Origin of the sequence: Vibrio sp., from assembly GCF_050299255.1 — a bacterium.
Taxonomy (GTDB): domain Bacteria; phylum Pseudomonadota; class Gammaproteobacteria; order Enterobacterales; family Vibrionaceae; genus Vibrio.
Map to the genome: position 1 here is coordinate 40,212 of NZ_JBNKVP010000014.1, position 22,693 is coordinate 62,904.

The window sequence follows — 22,693 nt, forward strand, 5'->3', positions numbered from 1 at the left end:
AGCGCTCAGCGCTCCCTGGCTATTTCAGTCAGGCAAAGCCGGTAGTGCGCTTCGTCAACACTGTCTCGCCACAGCCAGTGCTGGCTGCCATCCCTGCCATCAAAACGGATAAACCAGAAACGCAGTCTGGTATCGACCCGGCTTATTTCAATCTGCTGATGTGGGAATGCGAGTGCACGGGAACCGTGCAGACTAACCGGTTGTTCGATTGCTGCAGGTAACCAGGCCACTGGCTTAGCTGAAACTTGTATTAACAGGATGAGATAGACCGTTGCCGGTAACGACAACGGCGAAATGATCAGCCCTGCGATTCCCCAACAGAGCAAGACTACCGGGATGATACGGGCTGAGTATGACAGTCGGGGCTGGAGATTAACGCACCTTGCTGAGGTTGTGCGCGACAATTTTATCTACCATGGCGGCATGACCGAGATTTTCGCTGCGGCCATGCCCCATAATCCAGGTGAACAAATCCGGATCATCACATTCCAGCAAAGAGACAAAATCTCGCTGTTCACTGTCAGTCAGAGATTCAAAACACTCTTCGAAAAAAGGCATGATCACCACATCCAGTTCCAACATCCCTCTCCGACAGGCCCATTTGATACGCGCTTTTTCTTCTGCGGTGTACATTTAGCTATCCTCACCTTATGGCTTGTTTGCGGCGAGTTTAACAGGCAATATCACCTCTCACCACTGTTCAAGTCACAGTCCCGAGCCAGATAACGAAATTGCGCGGTAACCGTATGCGGTGCATGGTTGTTTCAACCCGGAATAAAGCGCTAACATAATGATTATCATGCCGACGTGGCACCATAAGTTTACAGCAAGGACATAACATGGATTGGCAAAACGCATTCCCTCCCCTTTCGCTCAAATTTGCTCAGCCAATGGCACCTTTGATGCTGACGCATTTGACCTCCTGGGGAACCATAGTCATGACCGGGGCGGATAAAAAAGCCTTTCTGCAAGGGCAAATCACTGCGGATGCCGTCACTCTGGCCCAAGATGCCGTGACGTTTGCGGCCCATTGTGACGCTAAGGGCAAAGTCTGGAGCGCATTCCGTCTGTTTCACCATAATGACGGTTATGCCATGTTTCAGCCCCAGTCAGCCATCGAAGCAGAGCTGAGAGAACTGAAAAAATACGCAGTGTTTTCTAAAGTAGAGATCGAGCAAAGTCACGAGATCGCTCTTGGCGTTATCGGCAGCGAAGCGGAGCAGTACGTCGACCAATTGAGCAACCAGCGTGGCGAAGTGCGCACCATTGACGGCGGTAGCGCGGTTCGTATCTCAGCCGAGCGCTGGCTACTGCTGTTAAGCCCGCAACGGGCCGAGCAGCTGGCAAGCACCTGGGCCGGGGAGAAAGTCGATCAGGCGCTCTGGACCCGTGGCGAGATTGAAGCCGGATACCCCATCCTGGAACAGTCCGAGCAGAATAAGCACATCCCGCAAGCCTTGAACCTGCAGGCTCTTGGCGGCATCAGTTTCAGTAAAGGCTGCTATACCGGCCAGGAAACCGTTGCCCGAGCCAAATACCGTGGTACCAATAAACGCAGCATGATGATCGTCGCCGGTGACTGGCCAGAGACGTCATTAACCTCACCGGTTGAACTGGAACGGGCCGTGGGCGATAACTGGCGTGGCGCCGGCGAACTGTTAGCACAATATGTTTTTGCTGATCAGCAGGCAATTGGCCTGATTATTCTGCCCAATGATCTGGCAGCCGATACCGCGTTGAGGCTAAAACAGCACCCTGACTGCAACTGGCGCATCCAGCCACTGCCCTACTCACTGGATGAAGATGAGCAATAATCAGGACGACGGCGGCAACGATAACTCGGAGCTGAGTACCAAAGTTACCCGGTTTCTTGAGCAACAGCAGGTAGACTATCGCCTGCTGTGGCATCGCAGCGCCGCGGTCACCATCGCAGAAGCGGCGCGGCAGCGGGGAATCGAACCGGGACAGATGGTTAAATCCATCTTACTGCGCGATATGAGCGATCGCTACGCCCTGGCCTGTGCGCCGGGCGATTGCTCTGTCGATCCGAAGAAGGTACGTGCATTGCTGGGCTGGCGGCGAATGACTTGTGTCGATCTCGAACATGTTTATACCATCACAGGTTATCAGTTAGGTACTGTCACCCCGCTGCTGTTGGCCACGCCGATGCCGGTAGTATTTGACCACCGGCTAGAGCAGTATTCGACCGTAACTATCAGCAGTGGCTCCGATATGGCGGGCATCGCGCTTCGCTATCAGGACCTGATCGCACTTTGTCAGCCCTGTTTTGGCGATATCTGCCGCCAATAACCGTATCAAACTTTGCATTTTTGCAATCGATTACATTTACAGAGTGATCAAGATCGCACTAATTCATTTCATTTGGATAAATTTTTATTCACCAACAAAGCATAAGTAGTCACTATGGAATTTTTTAAGTATACTCAATTCCGTTGGTTAAAGTTCACGCAAATCTTGCTGTATTGCTGTCTGCACCGCCTCCGCGCCGTGACTAAGCGCTGGTGTTGCAGGTCCTTCTCCAACAACAAAAGTGAATCCACTGATTGTTTCAGGACATCCACTTTTTGTGTAATGCATCTGTGACTTTTGCCCGCTGTAGCGGGCATTTTTTTATCTGTTGATCCAGCCGTTACAACGATTCGTAACAACAGCATCACCTTTCTTACAACTGTAACAATTCTCGGGCTTAATAGTGGCGCATACGGTTCCCAGTTCAGAACAAAAATGAGGGAACCGTCACGCAAGAATAGATATTTATCCAAAAATATGCCCATTGCAGCACAAATATCCACAATTCTTGGTAACTACTGACTAATTGTGCAGGGATATCACACTGCTGATGGTGGCGAAACGCTATAATTACAGAGCTAGGGAAACAAAAGGATTAAGTAATGAGACTGTTTAAGCGCTATACACCAGGAATGATTGCTAAACATATCAGTCGACTGTTTAAAGGTAGAATTTACATCTATGGCATCGGTAAATTCGAGTTCGACAACGGTAAATTGATTCTGCCGGAAAAAGCGCAGCCTCGTCACTTTCAAACCGTCAAAGAAGTTAATAGTGAGATTATGAAACTCCGCTGCGCATACGCCTGATAGCGACTGCCAGATCAAATAAAAAAGGGTTAGCCGAAGCTAACCCTTTTTAGATCCCAGACTACTTCAGTGGTTCTGACCTGCCGGAATGGCCAGTTTGGGTAACTCACCGTCAAGTCCGAGCGCTTTTTTCATCAGCTCTTCTTTCGCCCCTGGCAAAAATGCAAACAGTTTCATACCAATTCCCCGTGCCATTTTCTTGGCCGGATTATCACCGGAAAACAGCTCCTTGAAGCCTTGCATCGCGGCTATCATCTTAGCGGCTTCGGCTTTTCGCCAGCGTTCATAGTGACGCAGGTTTCGCCGGCTACCAATATCGGCCCCCTGTTGCCACAGCAGTTGAATCTGCTCTGCCAGACTGGCGGCATCCAGTAGTCCTAGGTTGACGCCCTGCCCGGCCAACGGGTGGATAGTGTGCGCGGCATCGCCCACCAATGCCACTCGCTCGGCAGCGAAATCACGGGCATAACGCATTTTCAGCGGCACAGCAAAGCGTTCGCCCTCCAACTGACACAAGCCCAGTCGCATATCAAATTCTGCCGCCAGCATTTTATTAAATTCCTCTGCCGGCAGCGCCATAAGCTGCTTAGCCCGGGAGGTGTCCGTCGACCAGACAATAGAGTTCAAATCGGCTTCAGCCAGCGGCAGAAATGCCAGCGGACCATTTGCGGTGAAGATCTGCCGTGCGACCCGCTGATGGGGAACTTCAGTGCGCACATTGGCTACGATCGCCGTATGCTGATAATCCCACTGGGTCAACGGGATATTGAATTGTCGTCTCACCCAGGAATTAGCCCCATCGGCACCAACCACCAATTTGGCGGTCAACGACTCGCCGTTGTCCAGGGTCAGCCAGGCTTCCCGCTCACCCACAGCCACATTGCTGCATCTGGCCGGCATATACAGTTTAACGTTGGCCTGCTGCCTGACCTGATCCAACAGGGCCAGCTGGATTACCCTATTTTCGACAATATGCCCCAAATCCGGCTCAGCCAGCGAAGCGGCGTCAAAACTGATTTTGCCAAAACTGTCCTGCTCCCAGACTTCCATCGCCTGATAGCTGGCCATTCTGCGCTGAGCAATACCCGGCCAAGCAGACAATCTTTCCAGCATCGTCTGACTGGCACGACTGAGTGCTGATACACGCACATCCGGTAATGGTGCCAGCTCGCAGGCCGGCTCAGTACCTTCGATTACTGCGACACGAATATCACTCTCTTTGAGCGCAGCGGCCAGAGCCAGTCCGACCATCCCACCACCCACGATGGCCACATCGACGCTTGTCATCATCTTTTGTTTTCCTTTTATCCCGGTTAACGTTTAACCAGGCCCAATGTTCTTTTCAGTAGTGGCGCCTTGAGCGGCGTGCAGTGGTCCACTGCGGCCAATCCCAGGTTGCGGCCAATGCGCATCGGTAGCCAGTTATTGGAAAATATTTCTACCAACCCGGAGGTCAATGCAATTGTCGCTTGGCGGTCTTGCTGACGCCGGTTGCGAAATGCACTTAAAACTTGATATTGGCCCGGATCCTCTGGAGAGCGCATGATCTCTTCAGCCAGGCTGGCGACATCTCGAATGCCCAGGTTGAATCCCTGCCCCGCGATTGGATGCAGGGTCTGCGCGGCATTGCCTACGATGGCAAAGCGGTGAGAGATATTTTCCGGCCGATAGCGCAGCAGTAATGGATAACAGGCCCTGGCACCGGTAGCCTTCATCTCACCAAGACGCCAGCCAAATGCACGTTGTAAGCGGGCCAGAAATTGTTGATCGTTCAACGCCATCACCTGTCCGGCCTCATCCGGACGTAAACACCATACCAGTGACATTCGCCCTTCACTCATCGGCAGTAATGCCACCGGGCCGGAATCAGTAAATCGTTCGAAAGCCCGGAAATGATGAGGCTGGCTGCAGACCACATTGGCAATCACTGCTACCTGATTAAAATCATGTTCCTGTAAGCTCAAGCCAAGCTGCTGACAGCAGGTCGATAGCGCACCATCGGCGGCGACCAACAGTTTTGCACTCAGTTCGCTGCCGGATTGCAGCCGGACTTGGGTTCGCTCCAACTGGCGTTCTATCGATGCAACGGAATCGGGGCACAACATTGTGATGGCGCTGCTCTGCTCTGCTAGCTGGGCAAAAGCCCGCCCCACATCGGCCAGTTCCACCACAAACCCGAGCGGTTCGCCACCGCTCTGCTCGCGGCTAATTTCCGTCATACCGGCGTGACCGCGATCAGAGACATGGATATGTTGAATTGGCGTGGCCACGTCGAGGATGTGACGCCAGAGATCAAACTGACGCAATATGGCTACCGTACCCTGGCTGAGCGCAATTGCTCTGGAGTCAAAGCCTGGGTGCTGCTGCTGATCCGCCTGATAGGGCTCTACCACTGCAATACGGAACGAGCCGCAACTGAGCCGATCGAGCGCCAGTGCCAGCGTCATCCCAGCCATAGCACCACCGGCAATTACCACATCATACTGCTTCATAGCACTACCCCGCCTCCGACTTAGTGCAGAGTTGGTTTTGACGGCTGAGTCGGTTTGGCGCCAAGCTCGGCATGAATGGTTAGCACACAAGCTTTGACGTGTTCGATCACCTGTTCCAGTAACTGAGCCTGCTCCTGCAGATCATCATCTTCATCGATCCCCAGCCGGGCGATCTCTTCCAGATCGGCCATAGCCTCCTGTACGTCCTGAGGTACTTTGTCCAGTTTGGCCGCGACTAAACCCATACCAGAGAAATAGTGGTTCACCCACTCACTTAACGCATCCGCCCGTTCAAACAGACTGGCTTGCTCATCGCCTGGCAACAACATTGACAACTCAATGGCTGACCCGGTCAGTTCTGCGGTGGAAACGGTGAGCGCCTGTCTTGCCATTTGCAAGGCATTGTCCGGCCAGCCCATTCCGTCGTTGGTGTAATCAAACAAGAGCGGTTGCCAGCTATCATCGTTGATGGCCATACCGCCACTTAACATTCCGCACAACAGACCATGCATCTCCGCCGGTGTCACGGCTAAACCCGCGGATTGTAACTGCTGGAATGCGATAGAGTATTCGGGTAACTGTTTGTCACTCATGGCTAAGGCCTAAATTCTGTCAATAAATCGGCCTCAATCCTACCACTTAGCTCTGATGGGGAAAATGATCTTACCGGATTTGCGGCCAGCTTTTGTGCGATCTGCCAATTCGTTGTTCATTCAGGCGACGCTTTACACTTGTTCAACGGGAAAAGCTTGAATCTTAACAGCGCATTTTCTATAGTTTGCTCTTCGGTGATAGTTAATCCTGTCCACCATAACGAGGCATCACAGAGTCCGATATTCATGAGTAGTCAAGCAGTTGAAGTGGAAATTTTAGGCAAACTTACTCGGGTAAATTGTCCCGCCGGGCAAGAAGAGTCATTGCTGAAAGCTGCGCAGGATCTTGATTCACGACTGAAAGAGATGGCCGCGAAAACCAAGGTGACCAATGAAGTACACCTGTTGACGATTGCGGCGTTGAATGTCTGTTATGAACTGCAAAGCCGGGATAAGGATTTACAGAGCCGTGACGAATTATTAACCGGGCGAATGGAACAGCTCACAGCATCATTAGATGATGCACTCAGCAAGGTTATGCAAGGACAGCAGAGCCCGCTTGAGTTATAATACGCTTTTACCCTGGAGTGTGCGTCAGCAGGATTTATGTCCCTGAGCCGATAAGCAATACCTAAGGGTTAGTACTTGATAACTATTGAGCAAGCTCGGCCCGAACCGAGAAGCCTACGGTCATCATTGCTGATCCGCCTTGAACCGGCTGGTTCAAGGGCCACAATCCTCAACGGCACTCTGGGGTATCTCCTTGATACCCGACTCTGCAGTATAAGGCACCCGAATGACCTTAACCCGACAAGAGTTCAGACGCGATATCCGCCAAAAGCGCAATTTACTCTCCAGCGATGACCAGTACCAGGCCGGTCAGGATCTTATCCGGCAATTTTTATCTCTGGACGAATACCCCAAAAGCCAGCACATCGCCCTGTATCTTTCCACCGACGGTGAAATCGACACCATGCCGTTGATCGAAGCCCTGTGGCAACGGCGCAAACAAATCTACCTGCCCGTGTTGCATCCATTCTCCTCAGGCCAACTGCTGTTTCTTAATTTCGCCCCGTCCACGCCGATGGTGTACAACAAATACGGTATCATCGAACCTAAACTGGACAAGCGCCTGGTCAAACCGGTGGAACAGCTGGATTTGATTGCCACTCCTTTAGTCGGCTTTGATGCTCAAGGGCATCGTTTAGGCATGGGTGGAGGTTACTATGATCGTACCCTGGCTAGATGGCACAATGACGCCCAAGGACCGAGGGCGATAGGCCTGGCGCACGATTGCCAATATGTAGACCAGCTGCCAACGGAAAGCTGGGATGTACCACTGACTAAAATTGTTACCCCAAGTCAGATCTGGCAATGGGAATGTTAACCTATTGCCGCTATAATCGCGCGGCACTAGCGTAACCTAGTTAATATTATTCGAATCAGGAGATGGGCATGACTCAAGATGAAATGAAAAAAGCAGCAGGCTGGGCCGCGCTGAAATACGTTGAAAAAGACAGCATTGTAGGCGTGGGAACCGGCTCAACCGTTAATCACTTCATCGACGCCCTGGGCACCATCAAAGACGACATCAAAGGTGCGGTTTCCAGTTCTGAAGCTTCTACCGAAAAACTGAAAGGGTTGGGTATCGAAGTTTTTGACTGTAACGACGTAGTCAGCCTGGATATCTATGTCGATGGTGCTGACGAGATCAATCCGGAGCACGACATGATCAAAGGCGGTGGCGCGGCACTGACCCGTGAAAAAATCGTCGCCGCAATTGCCGATAAATTTATCTGTATCGTCGATGATACGAAAGCCGTTGATGTGTTGGGCAATTTCCCACTGCCGGTTGAAGTGATCCCGATGGCACGCTCTTACGTCGCCCGCGAACTGGTTAAACTGGGTGGCGATCCGGCTTACCGTGAAGGTGTCGTGACCGACAACGGCAATATTATCCTCGATGTCCATAACCTGAAGATCACCCATCCTAAGCAGTTGGAAGAGCAGATCAACGCCATTGCCGGCGTCGTGACCAACGGGCTGTTTGCCCACCGTGGTGCCGATGTGGTCATCACTGGTACCCCTGAAGGGACAAAAATCGAAGAGTAACTTCAACAGTTTCAGTGATTTCATTACAAACGGCACCGGTTGGTGCCGTTTTTTTAGCTTTTCTATATAAAAATTATGCCTTATTCCGTAATTTTCTTACCCAAAACAATATTTTTTTGATAACTTTATGGTCAGAATATATTCAGGGCAAACGTTTGCTTCCGTTACGAATCACTAATGTTTAGCGAATTTAGTCAACCTTGGTTACGCGCGCCCAATAAAGCCCACTTTCCATTTTTAAGGACGAGAATAATGGCCAAAGTTTCACTGGAAAAAGACAAAATCAAGATCCTGCTACTCGAAGGGTTGCACCCGTCTTCAGTCGAAGTTCTGCAAGCCGCTGGCTACAGCAATATTGAATATCACAAAGGCTCCCTCGCCGAGGACGAGCTGTTGGAAGCCGTTAAAGGTGTGCACTTTATCGGTATTCGCTCGCGCACTAACCTTTCCGAAGAAGTGATCAACGCGGCCGATAAACTGGTGGCGATTGGCTGTTTCTGTATTGGTACCAACCAGGTTGACCTGAATGCCGCGGCCAAACGCGGTATTCCGGTATTTAATGCACCTTTCTCAAACACCCGCAGCGTAGCGGAACTGGTGCTGGGGCAAATTTTGCTGTTACTGCGCGGTATTCCGGAAAAAAGTGCCCTGGCTCACCGTGGTATCTGGAAAAAAAGCGCGGATAACTCATTCGAAGCCCGTGGTAAACGTCTGGGGATTATCGGTTACGGCCACATCGGTACCCAGCTGAGCATCATCGCGGAAAACCTGGGGATGCGCGTTTACTTCTATGACATTGAAAATAAACTGTCGCTGGGTAATGCCACTCAGGTACACACCATGAGCGAACTGCTGAACAAGTGTGACGTAATTTCACTGCACGTGCCGGAAACCCCGCAAACCAAGAACATGATGGGTGTAGAAGAGTTCGCCCGTATGAAACCGGGTTCGATCTTCATCAACGCGGCACGCGGTACGGTAGTCGATATCCCGGCACTTTGTGGTGCACTGGAGAGCGGTCACCTGGCAGGTGCAGCGATCGACGTCTTCCCAGTTGAACCTAAGACCAATGCCGATCCGTTTGAATCACCACTGCAGCAATTCGACAACTGTATCCTGACCCCACACGTGGGTGGCTCTACTCAGGAAGCTCAGGAAAATATCGGCGTCGAAGTGGCGGGTAAACTGGCCAAATATTCCGATAACGGTTCAACGCTATCAAGCGTTAACTTCCCTGAAGTATCGCTGCCTGAGCACGGCGAATGTTCGCGCCTGCTGCACATTCACCAGAACCGCCCGGGTATCCTGACCCAGATCAACACCATCTTTGCTGAAAAAGGCATTAACATCGCCGGTCAGTACCTGCAAACCAGCGCCGATATCGGTTATGTGGTGATCGATGTTGAAACGGCCCGCTCAGAAGAAGCGTTGGATCAGCTTAAGAATATCGAAGGCACCATTCGCGCCCGAATCCTGCACTAAAAATCCGGTTGAACCGAGTACAAAAAAGGCCGCTAATGCGGCCTTTTTTATCATTAAATAAGCAAGTTAAGGTTTCAGCGCCCGCTCTCCACGCGCGATGCCGACCACGCCACTACGGGCAACTTCGACCACCTCGGTGACTTCGGACAGCGCCTGGATAAAGGCATCGAGTTTCTCACTGGTCCCGGCTAACTGAACCGTATATTGCGAGGCAGTAACATCAACGATTTGCCCGCGGAAGATATCCGCCGTGCGTTTAACCTCTGCCCGGGCAAAACCACTCGCCTTTACTTTCACCATCATCAGTTCACGCTCAATATGCTCCAGTTCGGTTACTTCCTGAACTTTAAGCACATCGATTAACTTATGTAGCTGCTTCTGGATTTGCTCCAGCTGCATTTCATCGGAATTGGTGGTGATGTTTAACCGCGACAGGGTTTCATCATCAGTCGGGGACACGGTCAGCGACTCAATGTTATAGCCACGCTGAGAGAACAGACCCACCACGCGAGACAAAGCACCAGGCTGGTTTTCCAATAAAAGCGAAATTATGTGTCTCATATTAGGTTCTCTCCGTCTTGCTCAGCCACATTTTGTCCATACCCTCACCTTTGATCTGCATTGGGTATACGTGCTCGGTTTCATCCACATTGATATCTACGAATACCAGACGGTCTTTCATATCCAGCGCTTGTTGTAAGCCTGCTTCCAGTTCCTCCGGTTTCGAAATACGAATACCCACATGGCCGTAAGCTTCAGCGATTGCGGCAAAATCCGGTACCGAACTCATGTACGAGTTAGAGTGACGGCCCTGATAAATGATATCCTGCCACTGCTTAACCATACCGAGGAATCGGTTATTCAAGTTAATGATTTTCAATGGAATATCGTATTGAAGCGCTGTAGAAAGCTCCTGAATATTCATCTGGATACTGCCGTCACCGGTCACCACCAGCACTTCTTCTTCCGGCATGGCAAACTTAACGCCGATTCCCGCTGGCAAACCAAAGCCCATGGTGCCGAGGCCACCAGAGTTGATCCAGCGACGTGGCTTGTTGAACGGATAGTAGAGCGCAGCAAACATCTGGTGCTGGCCGACATCCGAGGCAACGTAAGCATCACCATTGGTCAGTTTATGCAGCGTTTCAATAACTTGTTGTGGCTTAATCCGTTCAGAGGACGTTTCGTAAGACAAACAGTTACGATCGCGCCAGACCTGGATTTCTTCCCACCAGGCTTGCATCGCCTGTTCATCATTGCTGCCGCCCTGCTCCACCAGCAGGTTCAGCATGGCTTCCAGCACTTTTTCCGCCGAGCCGACTATCGGCAGATCCGCTTTGACGTTTTTCGAAATCGAAGACGGGTCGATATCGATGTGCATCACTTTGGCCTGAGGGCAGTATTTTTCCAGGTTGTTGGTGGTGCGGTCATCAAACGCACCCCGATACCAAAGATCAGATCGGCGTGGTGCATTGCCATGTTGGCTTCATAGGTACCATGCATACCCAGCATGCCCAGTGAATTCTTGTGAGTGCCGGGAAAAGCCCCCAGCCCCATCAAGGTGCTGACTACCGGCAGGTTCAAAGAGTCAGCCAGACGGAACAGCGGCTCATGGGCACCGGAGATCACTGCGCCGCCACCGATGTACAGTACCGGTTTCTTTGCCTCCAGCAAGGCTTTGAGACCTTTTTTAATCTGGCCCTTGTGGCCGCTGGTTGTCGGCTTGTAAGAACGCATGTTGATGGTATCAGGGTATTGATACGGCAGTTTCACCTGTGGGTTCATTACGTCTTTAGGCAGGTCGATCACCACAGGACCAGGACGGCCGGTCGTGGCGATATAAAACGCTTTTTTGACTGTCTCAGGAATATCTTCGGCTTTTTTCACCAGAAAGCTGTGTTTAACCACCGGACGGGAAACGCCCACGATGTCACACTCCTGAAACGCATCGTTACCGATCAGGTTGTTCGGCACGTTACCGGAGATCACAATCATTGGGATGGAGTCCATATAGGCGGTGGCAATACCGGTAATGGTATTGGTAGCCCCCGGACCGGAACAGACCAGCACTACCCCAGGGTTGCCCGTTGCACGGGCATAGCCATCGGCCATGTGGGTAGCGGCTTGCTCGTGGCGTACCAGGACATGCTTGATTTTATCGGTTTTTTCATGCAGCGCATCGTAGATATCCAGTACGGAACCACCAGGGTAACCAAATATCTGCTCTACGCCCTCTTCGATCAGAGACTGGACGACCATCTCTGCGCCAGACAACATTGCCATATTTTTCTCCTTCCAGTCATCAGTCGCTATGGTGAGCAACTGATCTGGTTTTACATAGTCTAGGTCTTATTCGTAGCCTAATTCGAAATTTATCCAAATTCCGGCTATGCCTTGTTCCCACAGGTTCGGGAAAACAAGTATACCTGCCCAATGTAACGCTTTATCCAGCCGGAATCTATTGCGACTTTGATCTAACTATCAACAATTCACTACTGGCAAGCAAAATACTAGCAACATTCACTCGACATTAAACACAACTCAAAATAAACCGCCAAATTACCAGCCAAAACAGAGAAAAATTTAATTTCCGCCGCAGCAAAATATGGCTTTTTAGTCGATATGGCCGCACTTAAAGCGTTCATCAGACAGAAAAAAACCTTCACTTTGCCTTTTCAGCAAACAGTGAAGGTTTAATAAAGTTATCAATATCAAGTGCGCAGATTAACGCTTCGCTGGCGAGTTTTCGCTGTACATTTCTTCTATTTCATCCTGATATTTGTCGTTAATCACTTTACGACGCAGTTTTTGCGTTGGCGTCAGCTCCCCCTCGTCCATGGAAAACGCTTTCGGCAACAGCTTAAAACGTTTGACCTGCTCAAACCTGGCCAGTTCTTTCTGCAATTCATTGACCCGGCTTTCAAACATTTCCACCACCTGGTGATGCTTAATCAGCTCCAGTCGGTCGTGGTATTTGATATTCAGCTCTTTGGCATACTCTTCCAGGGTATCAAAACAAGGTACGATCAAGGCGGAAACAAACTTGCGCGTGTCGGCGATCACCGCGATCTGCTCAATATAGTGATCTTTGCCCAAGGTGCCTTCGATCATCTGCGGCGCAATGTATTTACCTCCGGAGGTTTTCATCAGCTCCTTGATCCGATCGGTGATAAACAGATTACCGTGATCGTCGATATGACCAGCATCGCCAGTTTTGAGAAAACCCTGCGAATCAAAACTGGCCGCCGTTTCTTGCGGCATTTTGTAATAACCGCGCATCACCATAGGACCACGAACCAGGATTTCATTCTCCGCACCAATCTTCACTTCAGCGCCCGGCATAGTGGTACCGATGGAGTCCGGATTGAACCCCAGATCATCCCAGCAAGAGACGGTCGCGGTGGTTTCCGTCATACCGTAACCCAGCTTGACGTTGATACCGAGAGCGTGAAAAAAACGTCCGATGGTTTCGTCCAGTTTTGCCCCGCCGCAAGGCATAAAGTTGATCCGCCCACCCAGCAACAGCCGGATTTTGCTTAACACCAGTTTGTCGGCCAAGCGGTGCGCCCGGCTGAGCAGCCAGGAAGGTGTTTGCTGCTGTTGCTGACACTGTGCCACCTTGGCGCCCATATTGACTGCCCAGGTAAACAGCGCCTTACGAATAAAGGGCGCTTTGGCCACTTTTTCGTGGATGGCAGAAAAAATCTTCTCATAGAAACGCGGTACCGCACACATCACTGTCGGTCTGACTTCCGACAGGGCATCACGAACGGCCATGGTGTCTTGCAAGTAGCAGTTAGTGGCGCCGCGATAGAGCACATAGAATGTCCATGCCCGTTCAAACACGTGTGACAGCGGCAGAAAACAGAGTGATATGTCGTCGCGGCTCAGGCTGAGACGTTGGTCGTGACCAAGCAGTTGAGCACCGATATTAGCGTAATCCAGCATCACCCCTTTTGGCTGTCCCGTCGTACCTGAGGTATAGATCAGGGTCAACAGATCATCCATTCGGGCATCTGACAAGCGCGTCATCAATTCCGGACGATACACTTCTTGCGCTTTGCTAAGGAAAGTATGCCAGTTGCTGGCAAACGGGTAATTACCAATGTCGACATCGTCGGACATGGCTACCACCAGCTCCAGTGTCGGGCACTGGTCAAACATCGCCACTGCCGCATCAAATTGGCCCTGTTCACCAACAAACAGGACTCTGACATCGGCATTATCCAGGATATAAGCGGCCTGGGCTGCGGTATTGGTTGGGTAAACCGGTACCGTGGCCGCACGGACCTGCAGTGAAGCTAAGTCGGCAATGGTCCACTCAGGCATGTTGTTGGCAAACAGGCCAACCTTATCCTGAACGCCGATACCATGAGCCAGTAACGCCAGCGACAGGGTATCGATCTGATCACCAAATTGCTGCCAGCTGATACTCTGCCAAACCCCGGCAACTCTATGTTTCAGAGCCGTGCGGTGGCCGCCTTGCGCAATCTGTTCACGAATCCGCAGGACGATATGAAAGTCTAAATTAGCCATCTCTCTTACCTTTGGCTTACAGCTGTAAGCTATTTTGAGCGCACAAGTGTACCGTCAGTTTCAAAAAAGGCAACTGAGCAATATCAAAGTTGTAGCGTGGGAAAATAAAAAACCTTGAACAAATCACTTAGTTCAAGGTTTTCAAGTGGTTATGCTTAACTTAAATCAGTTCAGGGCAACAACTTCACCGCAGATCATCATCAGTTGATCACGTAACCAGATATGACCTTTGTCTTTTTCACTAGACTCGTGCCAGCTCAGGTAACCGGTAATCTTACGGTTATCAAATGGCAGGGTAAGGATCTGTAACTGATCTTTATTGACGGCATTTTCCACCATCCAGCGAGGTGCCACCGTCACCAGTTCAGACTGACCGACAACATACAGCACATTGCTCAGGCTGGTACCCTCATAGAACGCCTGCACATCCATCTCACGGTAAGCTTGCTCGGTAAAACCGCGTTGACCATGCACATTAGACAGCTTCGCGTGACGTTCGGCCATCAGTTGTGCCGCTGAGACTTGACCCTGAATACGTGGATGGATATTAGAGGTAACAACAACCAGTTCATCCTGGAAAATTTCAGTGCTCGATACGCCCTGCTCTTCAAAACGGGTGTAATCGATCACGAAATCCAGCTCCTGGTAACGCATACGCTGCGACAACTGGCTATTGAATTCTGCATCCAGGTGCAGTTGAACATTCGGTGCCAACTCATGAACGGTAGTCAGAATTTTTGGTGCAAAGCGCAGATCACACGGGCTGCAGATGGCCAACTTAAACAGACGAGTCGACGTTTCTGGAGAGAAAATAGAGCTAGGCAGTTCATTGCGAATCAGCTGCAATGCCTGACGAACCGGGCCAAACAACTGACGAGCGCGCTGAGTTGGCTGAATTCCACGCCCCTGGCGCATAAACAGTTCATCATTAAACATCACTTTTAGTCGAGCTACTGCATTACTTACCGCAGGCTGTGACATGCCCAGGTTGTGCGCGGCACGAGTAATATTCTGCTCTTGCATCACGGCATCAAAAACAGTTAATAAGTTTAGGTCAACACCTCTTAAGGTGCTTTCCATTCGGTAGTTTGCAATAGCACTTACTGCATCTTTTTTATCTAACATCGGTTTCGCCTCTAGATTCCACTCTCAGCACGTCGTACGGATTAATTCAGTCGATTAATTGAACAACCATATGTACTTAGTATTTATCGGTCGCATAGGTTTTGAGCGAGTATTACTATCTGCGAATCATTCAGAGGGTGGCAACAAGATTGACAATTAATCAGTTCTTTTTACGGTACGCATGCATTATTCCATAACTTTCAAACGGATAGCAAATAGATAAAAAAAGCTAAAAGTGCATTTTTTATACATTTTTTGAATTATTGAGCATTGAATCATTTACGACAAAAATAAGCCGACCTATTAAATATGATAATTGGTCGGCAAAATTGATTTAGGTCAAAAATAAATCTAGAGGGAAAGGGTGTAACTGGGAAACTCCGCCTGCTCCCAGAGCCGGTCGCGCAGGGTTGAAAACTGGCTCCAGTCGCCGCGGATCAACCAGTCAGAAATGGCACTGGCTACATCCGGATAGCCCACCGGCTCTGCTTTTGGTTCATCTAACCACTCGCGGACGGTACTGGCATCAAGAAAAGACATTGCACTGGCCAGCCCCATTGTTTCCAGGGTCGCCACATTGCTCTGCTGTTCAAATTGACCTGAAAGCGGTTTCAGTAACAATTTCTTACCTAAAACTAGCGCTTCAGAAGGTAATTCGAACCCGCCATTGGCAATCACCCCCTGGCAACGATGCAGATGACACTGAAACTGTTCCCGGGATAGCGGATGCTGCTCGACATTGCCCAGAACCGCCATTTCGCTGTTGTCAGGATGATAAGAAATAAAGCGCTGATTGGTGAATCTGGCCAGCAACTGGTTGATCTCTTCGCGGGACTCAAACGGCAGATAGACCAGGATAAAATCTTCACAGTTGACAGCGTGCGTGCCGATATCGACAATCGGCGGCAAGATCGGTTGGTCAAAATGGTACCAGTGTAACCCGATGTAATGCTGTGCCGGGGCAAAATGCTGGATTACCTGGCGGTCCAGCCAACTGGCCCCTTTGCTCGGCACCTGGTAACGAAAGGCATTCTGATGGCTAAGACTGATACAGGGTACTCCCTGTCGTTTGGCAGCCCAGGCCGTCACCGGCTCAAAATCGGTCACCACCAGATCATAGCCAGACAAGTCGAGTTGCTTCACTTCGTTACATAGCTGACTGATGCTGTTATTGAGTAGTGTTTTCAGGTAATCCACCCGGCCATGATGACTCTGGAACGTCATTCCCCGCCGGGTCTGGAAAGCGCCGAATTGCTCCATTGAAAAGTAGCGTTCACTTGGCCGGCCGGAAAACAGAAAATCCACCGCCACGCTGTGGTTAGCCAGAGCCTGTTCCATCGCTCGGGCACGGGCGATATGACCGTTGCCCGTTCCCTGTACGCCATATAAAATGTTCAATTACTATGCTCCTGTTAACTGCAGCGCCACCAGCGCTGAAGCCATCCCTAAGGCTGCACCTAATACTACGTCGGTAAGAAAATGGACCCCGAGCAGAATTCGCGAAGTACCGATCAATACCGCCCAAACCAGCGCCAAGCCGCCCATTAACGGATAGAAGTGACCGATCAAAATCGCCATTACAAAGCCGGCAGCGGTGTGACCGGAAGGGAGGCTATAACGGTCCGATGGCTTGATATAAGCCCTTAACTGGCTGGACAGCTCTTCAGGGCGGCGGCGCTTGAAGCCATTTTTAATCAGCCAGTAAAATGGCAGTTCAATAGCAAATGCCACCAGCCCGGCAGTGAGAAAGGCCAATCCCCTGCCACCTCCGGTGGCCCAGGCCATCAGCCCCATCAACAGATATAAGTGGCCATCGCCGGTGTGAGAAATCGCCCGGCTAAGCTGGGCCATTCGCATACTGTGTCGGTGGTGCAGACATAAACCGGAAAAGGCCAAATCCAATTTGACGATAGAATCGATTACTCGCATGGTGTCATCCTTGCTCACAAGTCTGGATTCCACGCTAAAGCAATACAGTGACAGGAAAGTGAATATTTTTTGGTGAAACGATGACAGCCAGCGCCGAAGCGGTGGCTGCCTCATAATGAGGTTAGTGTGCTTCTAACCTATCCAGAGTTTGATGGCGCTTGACCAGGCCAAAGTCGGCCAGCACAGCGTAGGCGGTCGGCACCATAAATAGCACCAGCAAGGTGGAAGCAAAAATACCGAACACGATAGAGATCACCAGTGGCTGAATCACCTGGGCCTGCAGGCTGGTTTCCGTCAGTAGCGGCAATAAACCGGCCGCGGTGGTCAGTGAGGTGAGAAAGACCGCTCTGAAACGCTCCCGGCTGGCTTTGACCACTGAATCATAGACAGTATCGCCTTCATCGACATGGTGACGAATGTACTGCACCAGCAGAATCGAATCGTTGACCACAATCCCCGCCAACGAGACAAACCCCATCATACTGGGCATGCTCAGTGAATGACCGAGCAAAATATGCCCCCAGACCACACCGATAAAGGCGAGTGGAATCGCCAGCATTACCACAAAAGGTTCCAGATAACTGCGGAACTGATAACTTAAGATGGCATACACACCAAACAGGCCCAGCAGAAATCCGATGCCCATCGACGAGCCGGTTTTGGCGGCATCTTTTGCCTCACCTTCAAAATCAAATCGCAGCCCGGGATACTTCTGCTTTAGCTGCTCAACCTGGTCACGACTAAACTGGGCGATGATGGCAGCGGAAGAGACCTGGCTTTTATCGGTATCGGCAAACACACTGATAGTTCGCAAGCCATTGATACGCTGGATACGGACATAATTGCGCTGAAACTCCAGTGTCGCAATACTGCCCAGCGGGATCTGGGCACCACGGCTATTAATAATGGGAAAGTTCACCAATTGCTGCAGCTCTCCCGCTTGCTTGCGGTCAAGGCGCACTTCAATATCAATATTTTCCACCCCAAGCTGGATCTCGTCGGCGCGTTGACCAAAATAGGCCGCCCTGAGTTGATTGGCGATCATCTGGCCGTCCACACCATAAGTCTCCGCACCGGGACGCAGCTTAACCAGCACTTCCTCTTTGCCCATCCGCATGTCATCCAGCACACCATGCACACCGGCGATGGTTTGCAGGTACTGCTGAATATCGATCGACGCCGCTTTCAGCGCATTCACATCATCATGCATCACCCTGATTTCAATCGCGCGCCCACCCGGCCCCATGATCGGCTGCTTGAATACCAGCGAGATAGGGTCGGCCAGTTCGCCGACATCGTCGCGCCAGGCATCGATAAACTCGTCGATCACGGTATTGCGCATCTCGGCGCCGCGTAAATCCAGCCGGACCGTGGCCAGATGCGGGCCCGATTCATTGGCGTCCTGATTGGCATTAAACTGACTGGTGATATGCTCAACCAGAGGGTAGCCCTGTTCAACGTCAGCGCTCCACTGCCGGTTGAGCTTTTCTGCCGATGCCACAATACGATCCACCACCCGCTCGGTCTGCTCCAGCGAAGCCCCAGGCGGCAATATGATCCTGGCTTCAGCAATGTCGCCATCCAGATCGGGAAACGGCTGGAACTTCAGTAGCCCGGTCATGATCGCGACGACCGAGATCAGCAGTAGTGACAACACCCCGCCGAGAAAAGCATAGCGATAAGTGACCGCCCATTCGACAGCCTTCACTAAGGTCTGGTTGCGAAACCGCTCAAATCGCTCCATCAGTATCTGTTTGAAGCGCAGCGGCGGCCGCTCCTGACGCTGTTTGTGCAGCGAGTGGGACAGGTGGTGCGGCAGAATAAGAAACGCTTCCACCAGGCTGAGACTCAGCACCAGGATCAGTACCTGAGGAACGGCTTTCAGTACTGCGCCCATCTCCCCCTGCAGAAACAGCAGGCTGCCGAATATGCACACTGTGGTCAGAAACGACGATAACACCCCCGGCAGAACTTTCTTCACCCCTTTGATCACCGCGTTATCGACCGACTCTCCCCGCTCCAGGTGGGCCGCTATCGACTCGGCGATCACGATCGCGTCATCCATCATGATACCGATCGCCATCAGCAAGCCGACCAGGGACATAATGTTGATCGACAACCCCAGTTGCGCCATCAAAAACAGCCCGCCGAGAAACGCCACCGGCAACCCGGCCGCGACCCAGAATGAATAGCGCAGGCTAAAGAACAGCCACATGGTGGCAAACACCAGCGCGATCCCCTGCCAGCCATTGCGCAGCATCATGGTCAGCCGATCCCACAGTACCGACGAGAGATCATTGGTCATCTCCAGCGTCACTCCGTCCGGGGCCACCAGCCGCTGATCGTCGACAAACTGACTGACGCGCTGCTTGATTCTCAGCGCATCGTCTGCTTTGTTTTTACTCACTTTCAGCAGCGCCGATGGTTGGCCGTCAAACAGCACTTTTTGTTCGTCCAGCTCAAAGCGGTCAGTAATCGTGGCGATATCCCTAAGCCGGATCACTGAACCATTTTCACCGGACGCCACCACCATATTGGCCAACTGCTCCGGGGTGGTCTTACGCTCATCAAAGCGGATTAAAAAATTCTTCTCGGTGGTCTCCAGGCTACCACTGGGCAGTTTGACATTTTGCCGCCCAACCTGCTGGGCGATATCAGAGACGCTGAGATTGAGCTGGCGCAATGCCTGCATATTGAGTTCAATCGAATACTGGTGGTCGGAAAATCCACTCACCGACACCAGCGACACACCGTAATCCAGCTTGAGGATCCGCTTTAGCTGTTCGGCATACGCTTTCAGTTCCGGCCAGCTGGTATTGGCTGAAATCGCCACATCGACCACCGGTTCATTCCACTCCAGCTCTTGCACCACCGGTGATTCAATCTCGACCGGGAAGTCATTGATGGCATTAATCTGGGTCTGGACGTCGATCAGCATCCGGCCAATGTCCGCTTTGTCATTCAGTTTCAGGATCAGCCGCGCTGAACCTTCCACCGCTTCGCAGCGGGTTTCTTCGATATTCGCCAGGCCATCGACCGCATCTTCCATCCGTACACACAGACTTTCTTCCACTTCCTGAGGGGAAGCGCCCGGATAGGCAATACCGGCCATCACATAGGGAGGATCGTATTCAGGAAAGGTTTCGCGCTTAATGGTCGGCAACGCCGTCAAGCCAACCAACAGCAGGGTTAGCATCAACAGGTTGGCGGCGGTAGGATGGCGGGTAAAAAAGCGGATCATGATGCACTCTCCTGCGATTCACTGCGGCTGTCTCGCAGCAGCATGCCTTCAATCGCTGGCAGCAGATCGTTGAGGATCACCCGATCACCCGATTGCAGATCGCCGTCGATCACCACCTGTTCATCCCGTCGGTAGCGCACCTCGACCGGTTGGATCCTAAGACGGTTTTGCTCATCCATCAGGTAGATTGACTGACCGTGCAGGGCCCGCTCCGGGATCACCCAGCTTGGCGTTGGATTACCCTCGATGCGCGCTTTGACGAACATGCCATTGACCAGTGGCGGCGAGGTTTCCGGCGTCAGGTCCCGATAATCCTGGGCAATTTCCAGTATTACACCCGCCGTTGCCTGGTTAGGATCGACGGTTTCACTGACCCGTGCGACTTTCGCCGGCCAGCTTGCGGTCAAATCGCCGCTGTTGAGCTCAATCGATGCGTGAATAAAGGTCAAGTCCACCTGCGGCATTCCCGTCTCATCACGGCCAAAGTCAACCAGACTCAGCGCTAAGGTCTGTAGATCATGAATCGACAACTGCGCTTCCACTTCCATAGTACGCATACCGTGGCCGGTCACCATTACCTGCTGCAGGTTGACCACCTGATTGAGTTCGGCATCTACCGAGGCGATGCGCAGATCGTCCGGTAAAACAATACGGGTTTTGGCCAGCAACCGCTCCGCTTCCTGAACTTTGGCCGCATTGACTTTCACTTTGGCTTCCGCCACCCGGGTCTCTCCGGGGATCAGCAACAGCTGGTTTTCAATCTCCTGAACCAGTTTCTGCTGTTGTAATGCCGCCTGCTGTTGTTGGTCTACATCGGATTGCGAGGTCAGCCCGCGGGAGCGCAGATTTTGCTTACGCTCGGCCTCTTTACGCGCAATCTCCAACCGGTTTTTCTCGATTTTCAGGGTTTGTTGTAGATTTTGCTGCTCCTGTTTTACCCGTGCCAACGATGTCTCACTGGATTTCAGGTCCGCTTCTGCCTGGGCCAGCTTTAATTCATAGTCGAGCGGATCGATACGTAAAATTTCCGTGCCTGCATGTAGAATCGCCCCTTTATTCAGCCGCGGATGACGATAAATCACCTTACCGGAAACTTCGGCGATCGCTTTCCATTCCAGTTGAGGTGAAACCTTGCCAAAACCTATCGCTACCGGAGCCATCGGCTGCTTTTGCAACGCCAATGTATCGACGATTCGTGCCCGGCTCTGCGCAGGTTTGATCGGCAGACTTGGTTTTAGCTGCACAGCCAGAATAACAGCGATGACGCCCACGGCTAAAGCGGGGAAAAAAAGAAGCTTGCGGTTAATTTTCACGACGGTTTCCTTGTTGTGTTGGCGGCGTCAAAAAGCCTTCACTCATCAGCTGAATATTATGTTCGACCAGACGAGCTAAAAATTCCGGGGTCAGTTGTATCCCGTGGACAGCGAACATCGCGGTAGGTGCAATAAACGGGAATACCATCAGGCTAATAAAAGAGACACGGCATAAATTCGCGTCAATACCAGGGCGCAACACGCCGCTGTCGAGCAGCTTGTCAAACAGCAAATCCTGCATCGGTTTGCTGATGTCCATCATCACTTTTTCGATCAACTGCCGTTGTCTGTCCGTGGCTGGCATTTGCATCACTTGTGCAATAAGTCTTGGCAATTGAGGCACTTTGCTCATTTCTTCGGTGTAGGTTCGCATCAAGTCTGCCAGATTACTCTGACTCTGATCATCCAACAGAGTTCGCATTTTACTCAGCATCGGTGCCAGCGTTTCACGCAGCATCGCTTCAAACAGACCTTCTTTGCTGCCGAAGTAATAGTGAACCAGTGCACTGTTTACCCCGGCCTGTTCTGCTACCCGGCGCATCGACACTTTGTGATACGCCGTACTGGTAAACAACTGCCGTGCGTTTTCAATCAGGCGTTGCCTAGCATGGGTCTCCTCACTGGGTCGGCCCGCTTTTCGCGAACTATTGGTCATTCTTCATCGCCTATAATTCATCAGAGGATTAATTATAGGTAACTGAATTGCTCAACAACACCAGAAAAATTCATCAAAACCGGCGCTGGTGATGAA

20 protein-coding genes, 1 other RNA gene and 1 pseudogene are annotated in these 22,693 nt (G+C 51.4%); 8 read left to right on the forward strand and 14 right to left on the reverse strand.

Annotation, left to right across the window (positions count from 1 at the left end; genetic code table 11):
- Window positions 1-5 precede the first annotated feature (5 nt).
- Entirely contained in the window at window positions 6-230 is a 225-nt protein-coding gene (locus tag ACQY6F_RS06375) for a hypothetical protein (protein WP_428773044.1), read from the reverse strand.
- Between the two features lie 142 nt (window positions 231-372).
- Window positions 373-633, reverse strand: a complete 261-nt coding sequence (locus tag ACQY6F_RS06380) for a succinate dehydrogenase assembly factor 2 (protein WP_428773046.1) — start codon at window positions 631-633, stop codon at window positions 373-375.
- A 206-nt stretch (window positions 634-839) separates the two neighbouring features.
- On the opposite strand from ACQY6F_RS06380, the gene ygfZ reads away from it, so the two are divergent.
- The 3 genes from ygfZ to ACQY6F_RS06395 all read left to right on the forward strand — a co-directional run bounded on the left by ygfZ (window position 840) and on the right by ACQY6F_RS06395 (window position 3,119).
- Complete coding sequence (ygfZ, locus tag ACQY6F_RS06385) at window positions 840-1,814, forward strand: tRNA-modifying protein YgfZ (RefSeq protein ID WP_428773047.1); 975 nt, start codon at window positions 840-842, stop codon at window positions 1,812-1,814.
- Window positions 1,804-2,310 (forward strand): aminoacyl-tRNA deacylase, encoded by a 507-nt coding sequence (locus tag ACQY6F_RS06390; protein ID WP_428773049.1) that lies wholly within the window; start codon window positions 1,804-1,806, stop codon window positions 2,308-2,310. The genes ygfZ and ACQY6F_RS06390 overlap by 11 nt, the downstream gene beginning before the upstream one ends.
- A 602-nt stretch (window positions 2,311-2,912) precedes the next feature.
- A complete protein-coding gene (locus ACQY6F_RS06395) occupies window positions 2,913-3,119 on the forward strand; it encodes a DUF1107 domain-containing protein (protein ID WP_428773050.1) in 207 nt (68 codons plus the stop codon).
- 66 nt (window positions 3,120-3,185) lie between these two features.
- Here ACQY6F_RS06395 and ACQY6F_RS06400 read toward each other — a convergent pair whose 3' ends face one another.
- The 3 genes from ACQY6F_RS06400 to ACQY6F_RS06410 are packed head-to-tail and all read right to left on the reverse strand — an operon-like array spanning window position 3,186 to window position 6,204.
- The gene (locus ACQY6F_RS06400) at window positions 3,186-4,409 is read right to left on the reverse strand and encodes an FAD-dependent 2-octaprenylphenol hydroxylase (RefSeq protein WP_428773051.1); all 1,224 of its coding nucleotides are present in this window, start codon (window positions 4,407-4,409) and stop codon (window positions 3,186-3,188) included.
- 23 nt (window positions 4,410-4,432) lie between these two features.
- A complete protein-coding gene (gene ubiH, locus ACQY6F_RS06405) occupies window positions 4,433-5,611 on the reverse strand; it encodes a 2-octaprenyl-6-methoxyphenyl hydroxylase (RefSeq protein WP_428773052.1) in 1,179 nt (392 codons plus the stop codon).
- Between the two features lie 20 nt (window positions 5,612-5,631).
- Window positions 5,632-6,204 (reverse strand): YecA family protein, encoded by a 573-nt coding sequence (locus ACQY6F_RS06410; RefSeq protein ID WP_428773053.1) that lies wholly within the window; start codon window positions 6,202-6,204, stop codon window positions 5,632-5,634.
- Window positions 6,205-6,450: 246 nt separating this feature from the next.
- Here ACQY6F_RS06410 and ACQY6F_RS06415 point away from each other — a divergent pair, with 246 nt between their 5' ends.
- The 5 genes from ACQY6F_RS06415 (at window position 6,451) to serA (ending at window position 9,798) form a co-directional block, all read left to right on the forward strand.
- Window positions 6,451-6,774: a cell division protein ZapA gene (locus ACQY6F_RS06415; RefSeq protein ID WP_428773054.1), complete on the forward strand. Its 324-nt coding sequence runs from the start codon at window positions 6,451-6,453 to the stop codon at window positions 6,772-6,774.
- A gap of 6 nt (window positions 6,775-6,780) precedes the next feature.
- Window positions 6,781-6,965: non-coding RNA, 6S RNA (gene ssrS, locus ACQY6F_RS06420), on the forward strand.
- Window positions 6,966-7,000: 35 nt separating this feature from the next.
- The gene (locus ACQY6F_RS06425; protein WP_428773055.1) at window positions 7,001-7,591 is read left to right on the forward strand and encodes a 5-formyltetrahydrofolate cyclo-ligase; all 591 of its coding nucleotides are present in this window, start codon (window positions 7,001-7,003) and stop codon (window positions 7,589-7,591) included.
- A gap of 68 nt (window positions 7,592-7,659) precedes the next feature.
- A complete protein-coding gene (rpiA, locus tag ACQY6F_RS06430; RefSeq protein WP_428773056.1) occupies window positions 7,660-8,316 on the forward strand; it encodes a ribose-5-phosphate isomerase RpiA in 657 nt (218 codons plus the stop codon).
- Window positions 8,317-8,568: 252 nt separating this feature from the next.
- Entirely contained in the window at window positions 8,569-9,798 is a 1,230-nt protein-coding gene (gene serA / locus ACQY6F_RS06435) for a phosphoglycerate dehydrogenase (RefSeq protein WP_428773057.1), read from the forward strand.
- 66 nt (window positions 9,799-9,864) lie between these two features.
- Here serA and ilvN read toward each other — a convergent pair whose 3' ends face one another.
- The 9 genes and pseudogenes from ilvN to ACQY6F_RS06480 all read right to left on the reverse strand — a co-directional run bounded on the left by ilvN (window position 9,865) and on the right by ACQY6F_RS06480 (window position 22,597).
- Complete coding sequence (gene ilvN, locus ACQY6F_RS06440; protein WP_428773058.1) at window positions 9,865-10,359, reverse strand: acetolactate synthase small subunit; 495 nt, start codon at window positions 10,357-10,359, stop codon at window positions 9,865-9,867.
- Window position 10,360: 1 nt separating this feature from the next.
- Window positions 10,361-12,081: pseudogene (locus tag ACQY6F_RS06445) on the reverse strand (acetolactate synthase 3 large subunit).
- Window positions 12,082-12,522: 441 nt separating this feature from the next.
- A complete protein-coding gene (locus ACQY6F_RS06450; protein WP_428773060.1) occupies window positions 12,523-14,334 on the reverse strand; it encodes an AMP-dependent synthetase/ligase in 1,812 nt (603 codons plus the stop codon).
- 165 nt (window positions 14,335-14,499) lie between these two features.
- Window positions 14,500-15,459, reverse strand: a complete 960-nt coding sequence (gene leuO / locus ACQY6F_RS06455) for a transcriptional regulator LeuO (protein WP_428773062.1) — start codon at window positions 15,457-15,459, stop codon at window positions 14,500-14,502.
- A gap of 351 nt (window positions 15,460-15,810) precedes the next feature.
- Entirely contained in the window at window positions 15,811-16,857 is a 1,047-nt protein-coding gene (locus ACQY6F_RS06460) for an MJ1255/VC2487 family glycosyltransferase (protein ID WP_428773064.1), read from the reverse strand.
- 3 nt (window positions 16,858-16,860) lie between these two features.
- Window positions 16,861-17,388 (reverse strand): phosphatase PAP2 family protein, encoded by a 528-nt coding sequence (locus tag ACQY6F_RS06465; RefSeq protein ID WP_428773066.1) that lies wholly within the window; start codon window positions 17,386-17,388, stop codon window positions 16,861-16,863.
- A 121-nt stretch (window positions 17,389-17,509) separates the two neighbouring features.
- Window positions 17,510-20,629 (reverse strand): efflux RND transporter permease subunit, encoded by a 3,120-nt coding sequence (locus tag ACQY6F_RS06470; protein WP_428773067.1) that lies wholly within the window; start codon window positions 20,627-20,629, stop codon window positions 17,510-17,512.
- Window positions 20,626-21,942 (reverse strand): efflux RND transporter periplasmic adaptor subunit, encoded by a 1,317-nt coding sequence (locus tag ACQY6F_RS06475; protein WP_428773069.1) that lies wholly within the window; start codon window positions 21,940-21,942, stop codon window positions 20,626-20,628. Before ACQY6F_RS06475 ends, ACQY6F_RS06470 begins: the two co-directional genes overlap by 4 nt.
- Window positions 21,932-22,597, reverse strand: coding sequence for a TetR/AcrR family transcriptional regulator (locus tag ACQY6F_RS06480; protein ID WP_428773071.1), 666 nt, complete (start codon window positions 22,595-22,597; stop codon window positions 21,932-21,934). The genes ACQY6F_RS06475 and ACQY6F_RS06480 overlap by 11 nt, the downstream gene beginning before the upstream one ends.
- Window positions 22,598-22,693 lie beyond the last annotated feature (96 nt).

Bases quoted from the DNA above. Each gene is read 5' to 3' on its own strand.
- ACQY6F_RS06470 (WP_428773067.1), bottom strand. From the start codon at position 20,629: ATGATCCGCTTTTTTACCCGCCATCCTACCGCCGCCAACCTGTTGATG.
- ACQY6F_RS06415 (WP_428773054.1), top strand. From the start codon at position 6,451: ATGAGTAGTCAAGCAGTTGAAGTGGAAATTTTAGGCAAACTTACTCGG.
- ACQY6F_RS06425 (WP_428773055.1), top strand. From the start codon at position 7,001: ATGACCTTAACCCGACAAGAGTTCAGACGCGATATCCGCCAAAAGCGC.
- ACQY6F_RS06410 (WP_428773053.1), bottom strand. From the start codon at position 6,204: ATGAGTGACAAACAGTTACCCGAATACTCTATCGCATTCCAGCAGTTA.
- ubiH (WP_428773052.1), bottom strand. From the start codon at position 5,611: ATGAAGCAGTATGATGTGGTAATTGCCGGTGGTGCTATGGCTGGGATG.
- ACQY6F_RS06450 (WP_428773060.1), bottom strand. From the start codon at position 14,334: ATGGCTAATTTAGACTTTCATATCGTCCTGCGGATTCGTGAACAGATT.
- ACQY6F_RS06465 (WP_428773066.1), bottom strand. From the start codon at position 17,388: ATGCGAGTAATCGATTCTATCGTCAAATTGGATTTGGCCTTTTCCGGT.
- ACQY6F_RS06395 (WP_428773050.1), top strand. From the start codon at position 2,913: ATGAGACTGTTTAAGCGCTATACACCAGGAATGATTGCTAAACATATC.
- ACQY6F_RS06390 (WP_428773049.1), top strand. From the start codon at position 1,804: ATGAGCAATAATCAGGACGACGGCGGCAACGATAACTCGGAGCTGAGT.
- ACQY6F_RS06400 (WP_428773051.1), bottom strand. From the start codon at position 4,409: ATGATGACAAGCGTCGATGTGGCCATCGTGGGTGGTGGGATGGTCGGA.
- serA (WP_428773057.1), top strand. From the start codon at position 8,569: ATGGCCAAAGTTTCACTGGAAAAAGACAAAATCAAGATCCTGCTACTC.
- rpiA (WP_428773056.1), top strand. From the start codon at position 7,660: ATGACTCAAGATGAAATGAAAAAAGCAGCAGGCTGGGCCGCGCTGAAA.
- leuO (WP_428773062.1), bottom strand. From the start codon at position 15,459: ATGTTAGATAAAAAAGATGCAGTAAGTGCTATTGCAAACTACCGAATG.
- ilvN (WP_428773058.1), bottom strand. From the start codon at position 10,359: ATGAGACACATAATTTCGCTTTTATTGGAAAACCAGCCTGGTGCTTTG.
- ygfZ (WP_428773047.1), top strand. From the start codon at position 840: ATGGATTGGCAAAACGCATTCCCTCCCCTTTCGCTCAAATTTGCTCAG.
- ACQY6F_RS06380 (WP_428773046.1), bottom strand. From the start codon at position 633: ATGTACACCGCAGAAGAAAAAGCGCGTATCAAATGGGCCTGTCGGAGA.
- ACQY6F_RS06480 (WP_428773071.1), bottom strand. From the start codon at position 22,597: ATGACCAATAGTTCGCGAAAAGCGGGCCGACCCAGTGAGGAGACCCAT.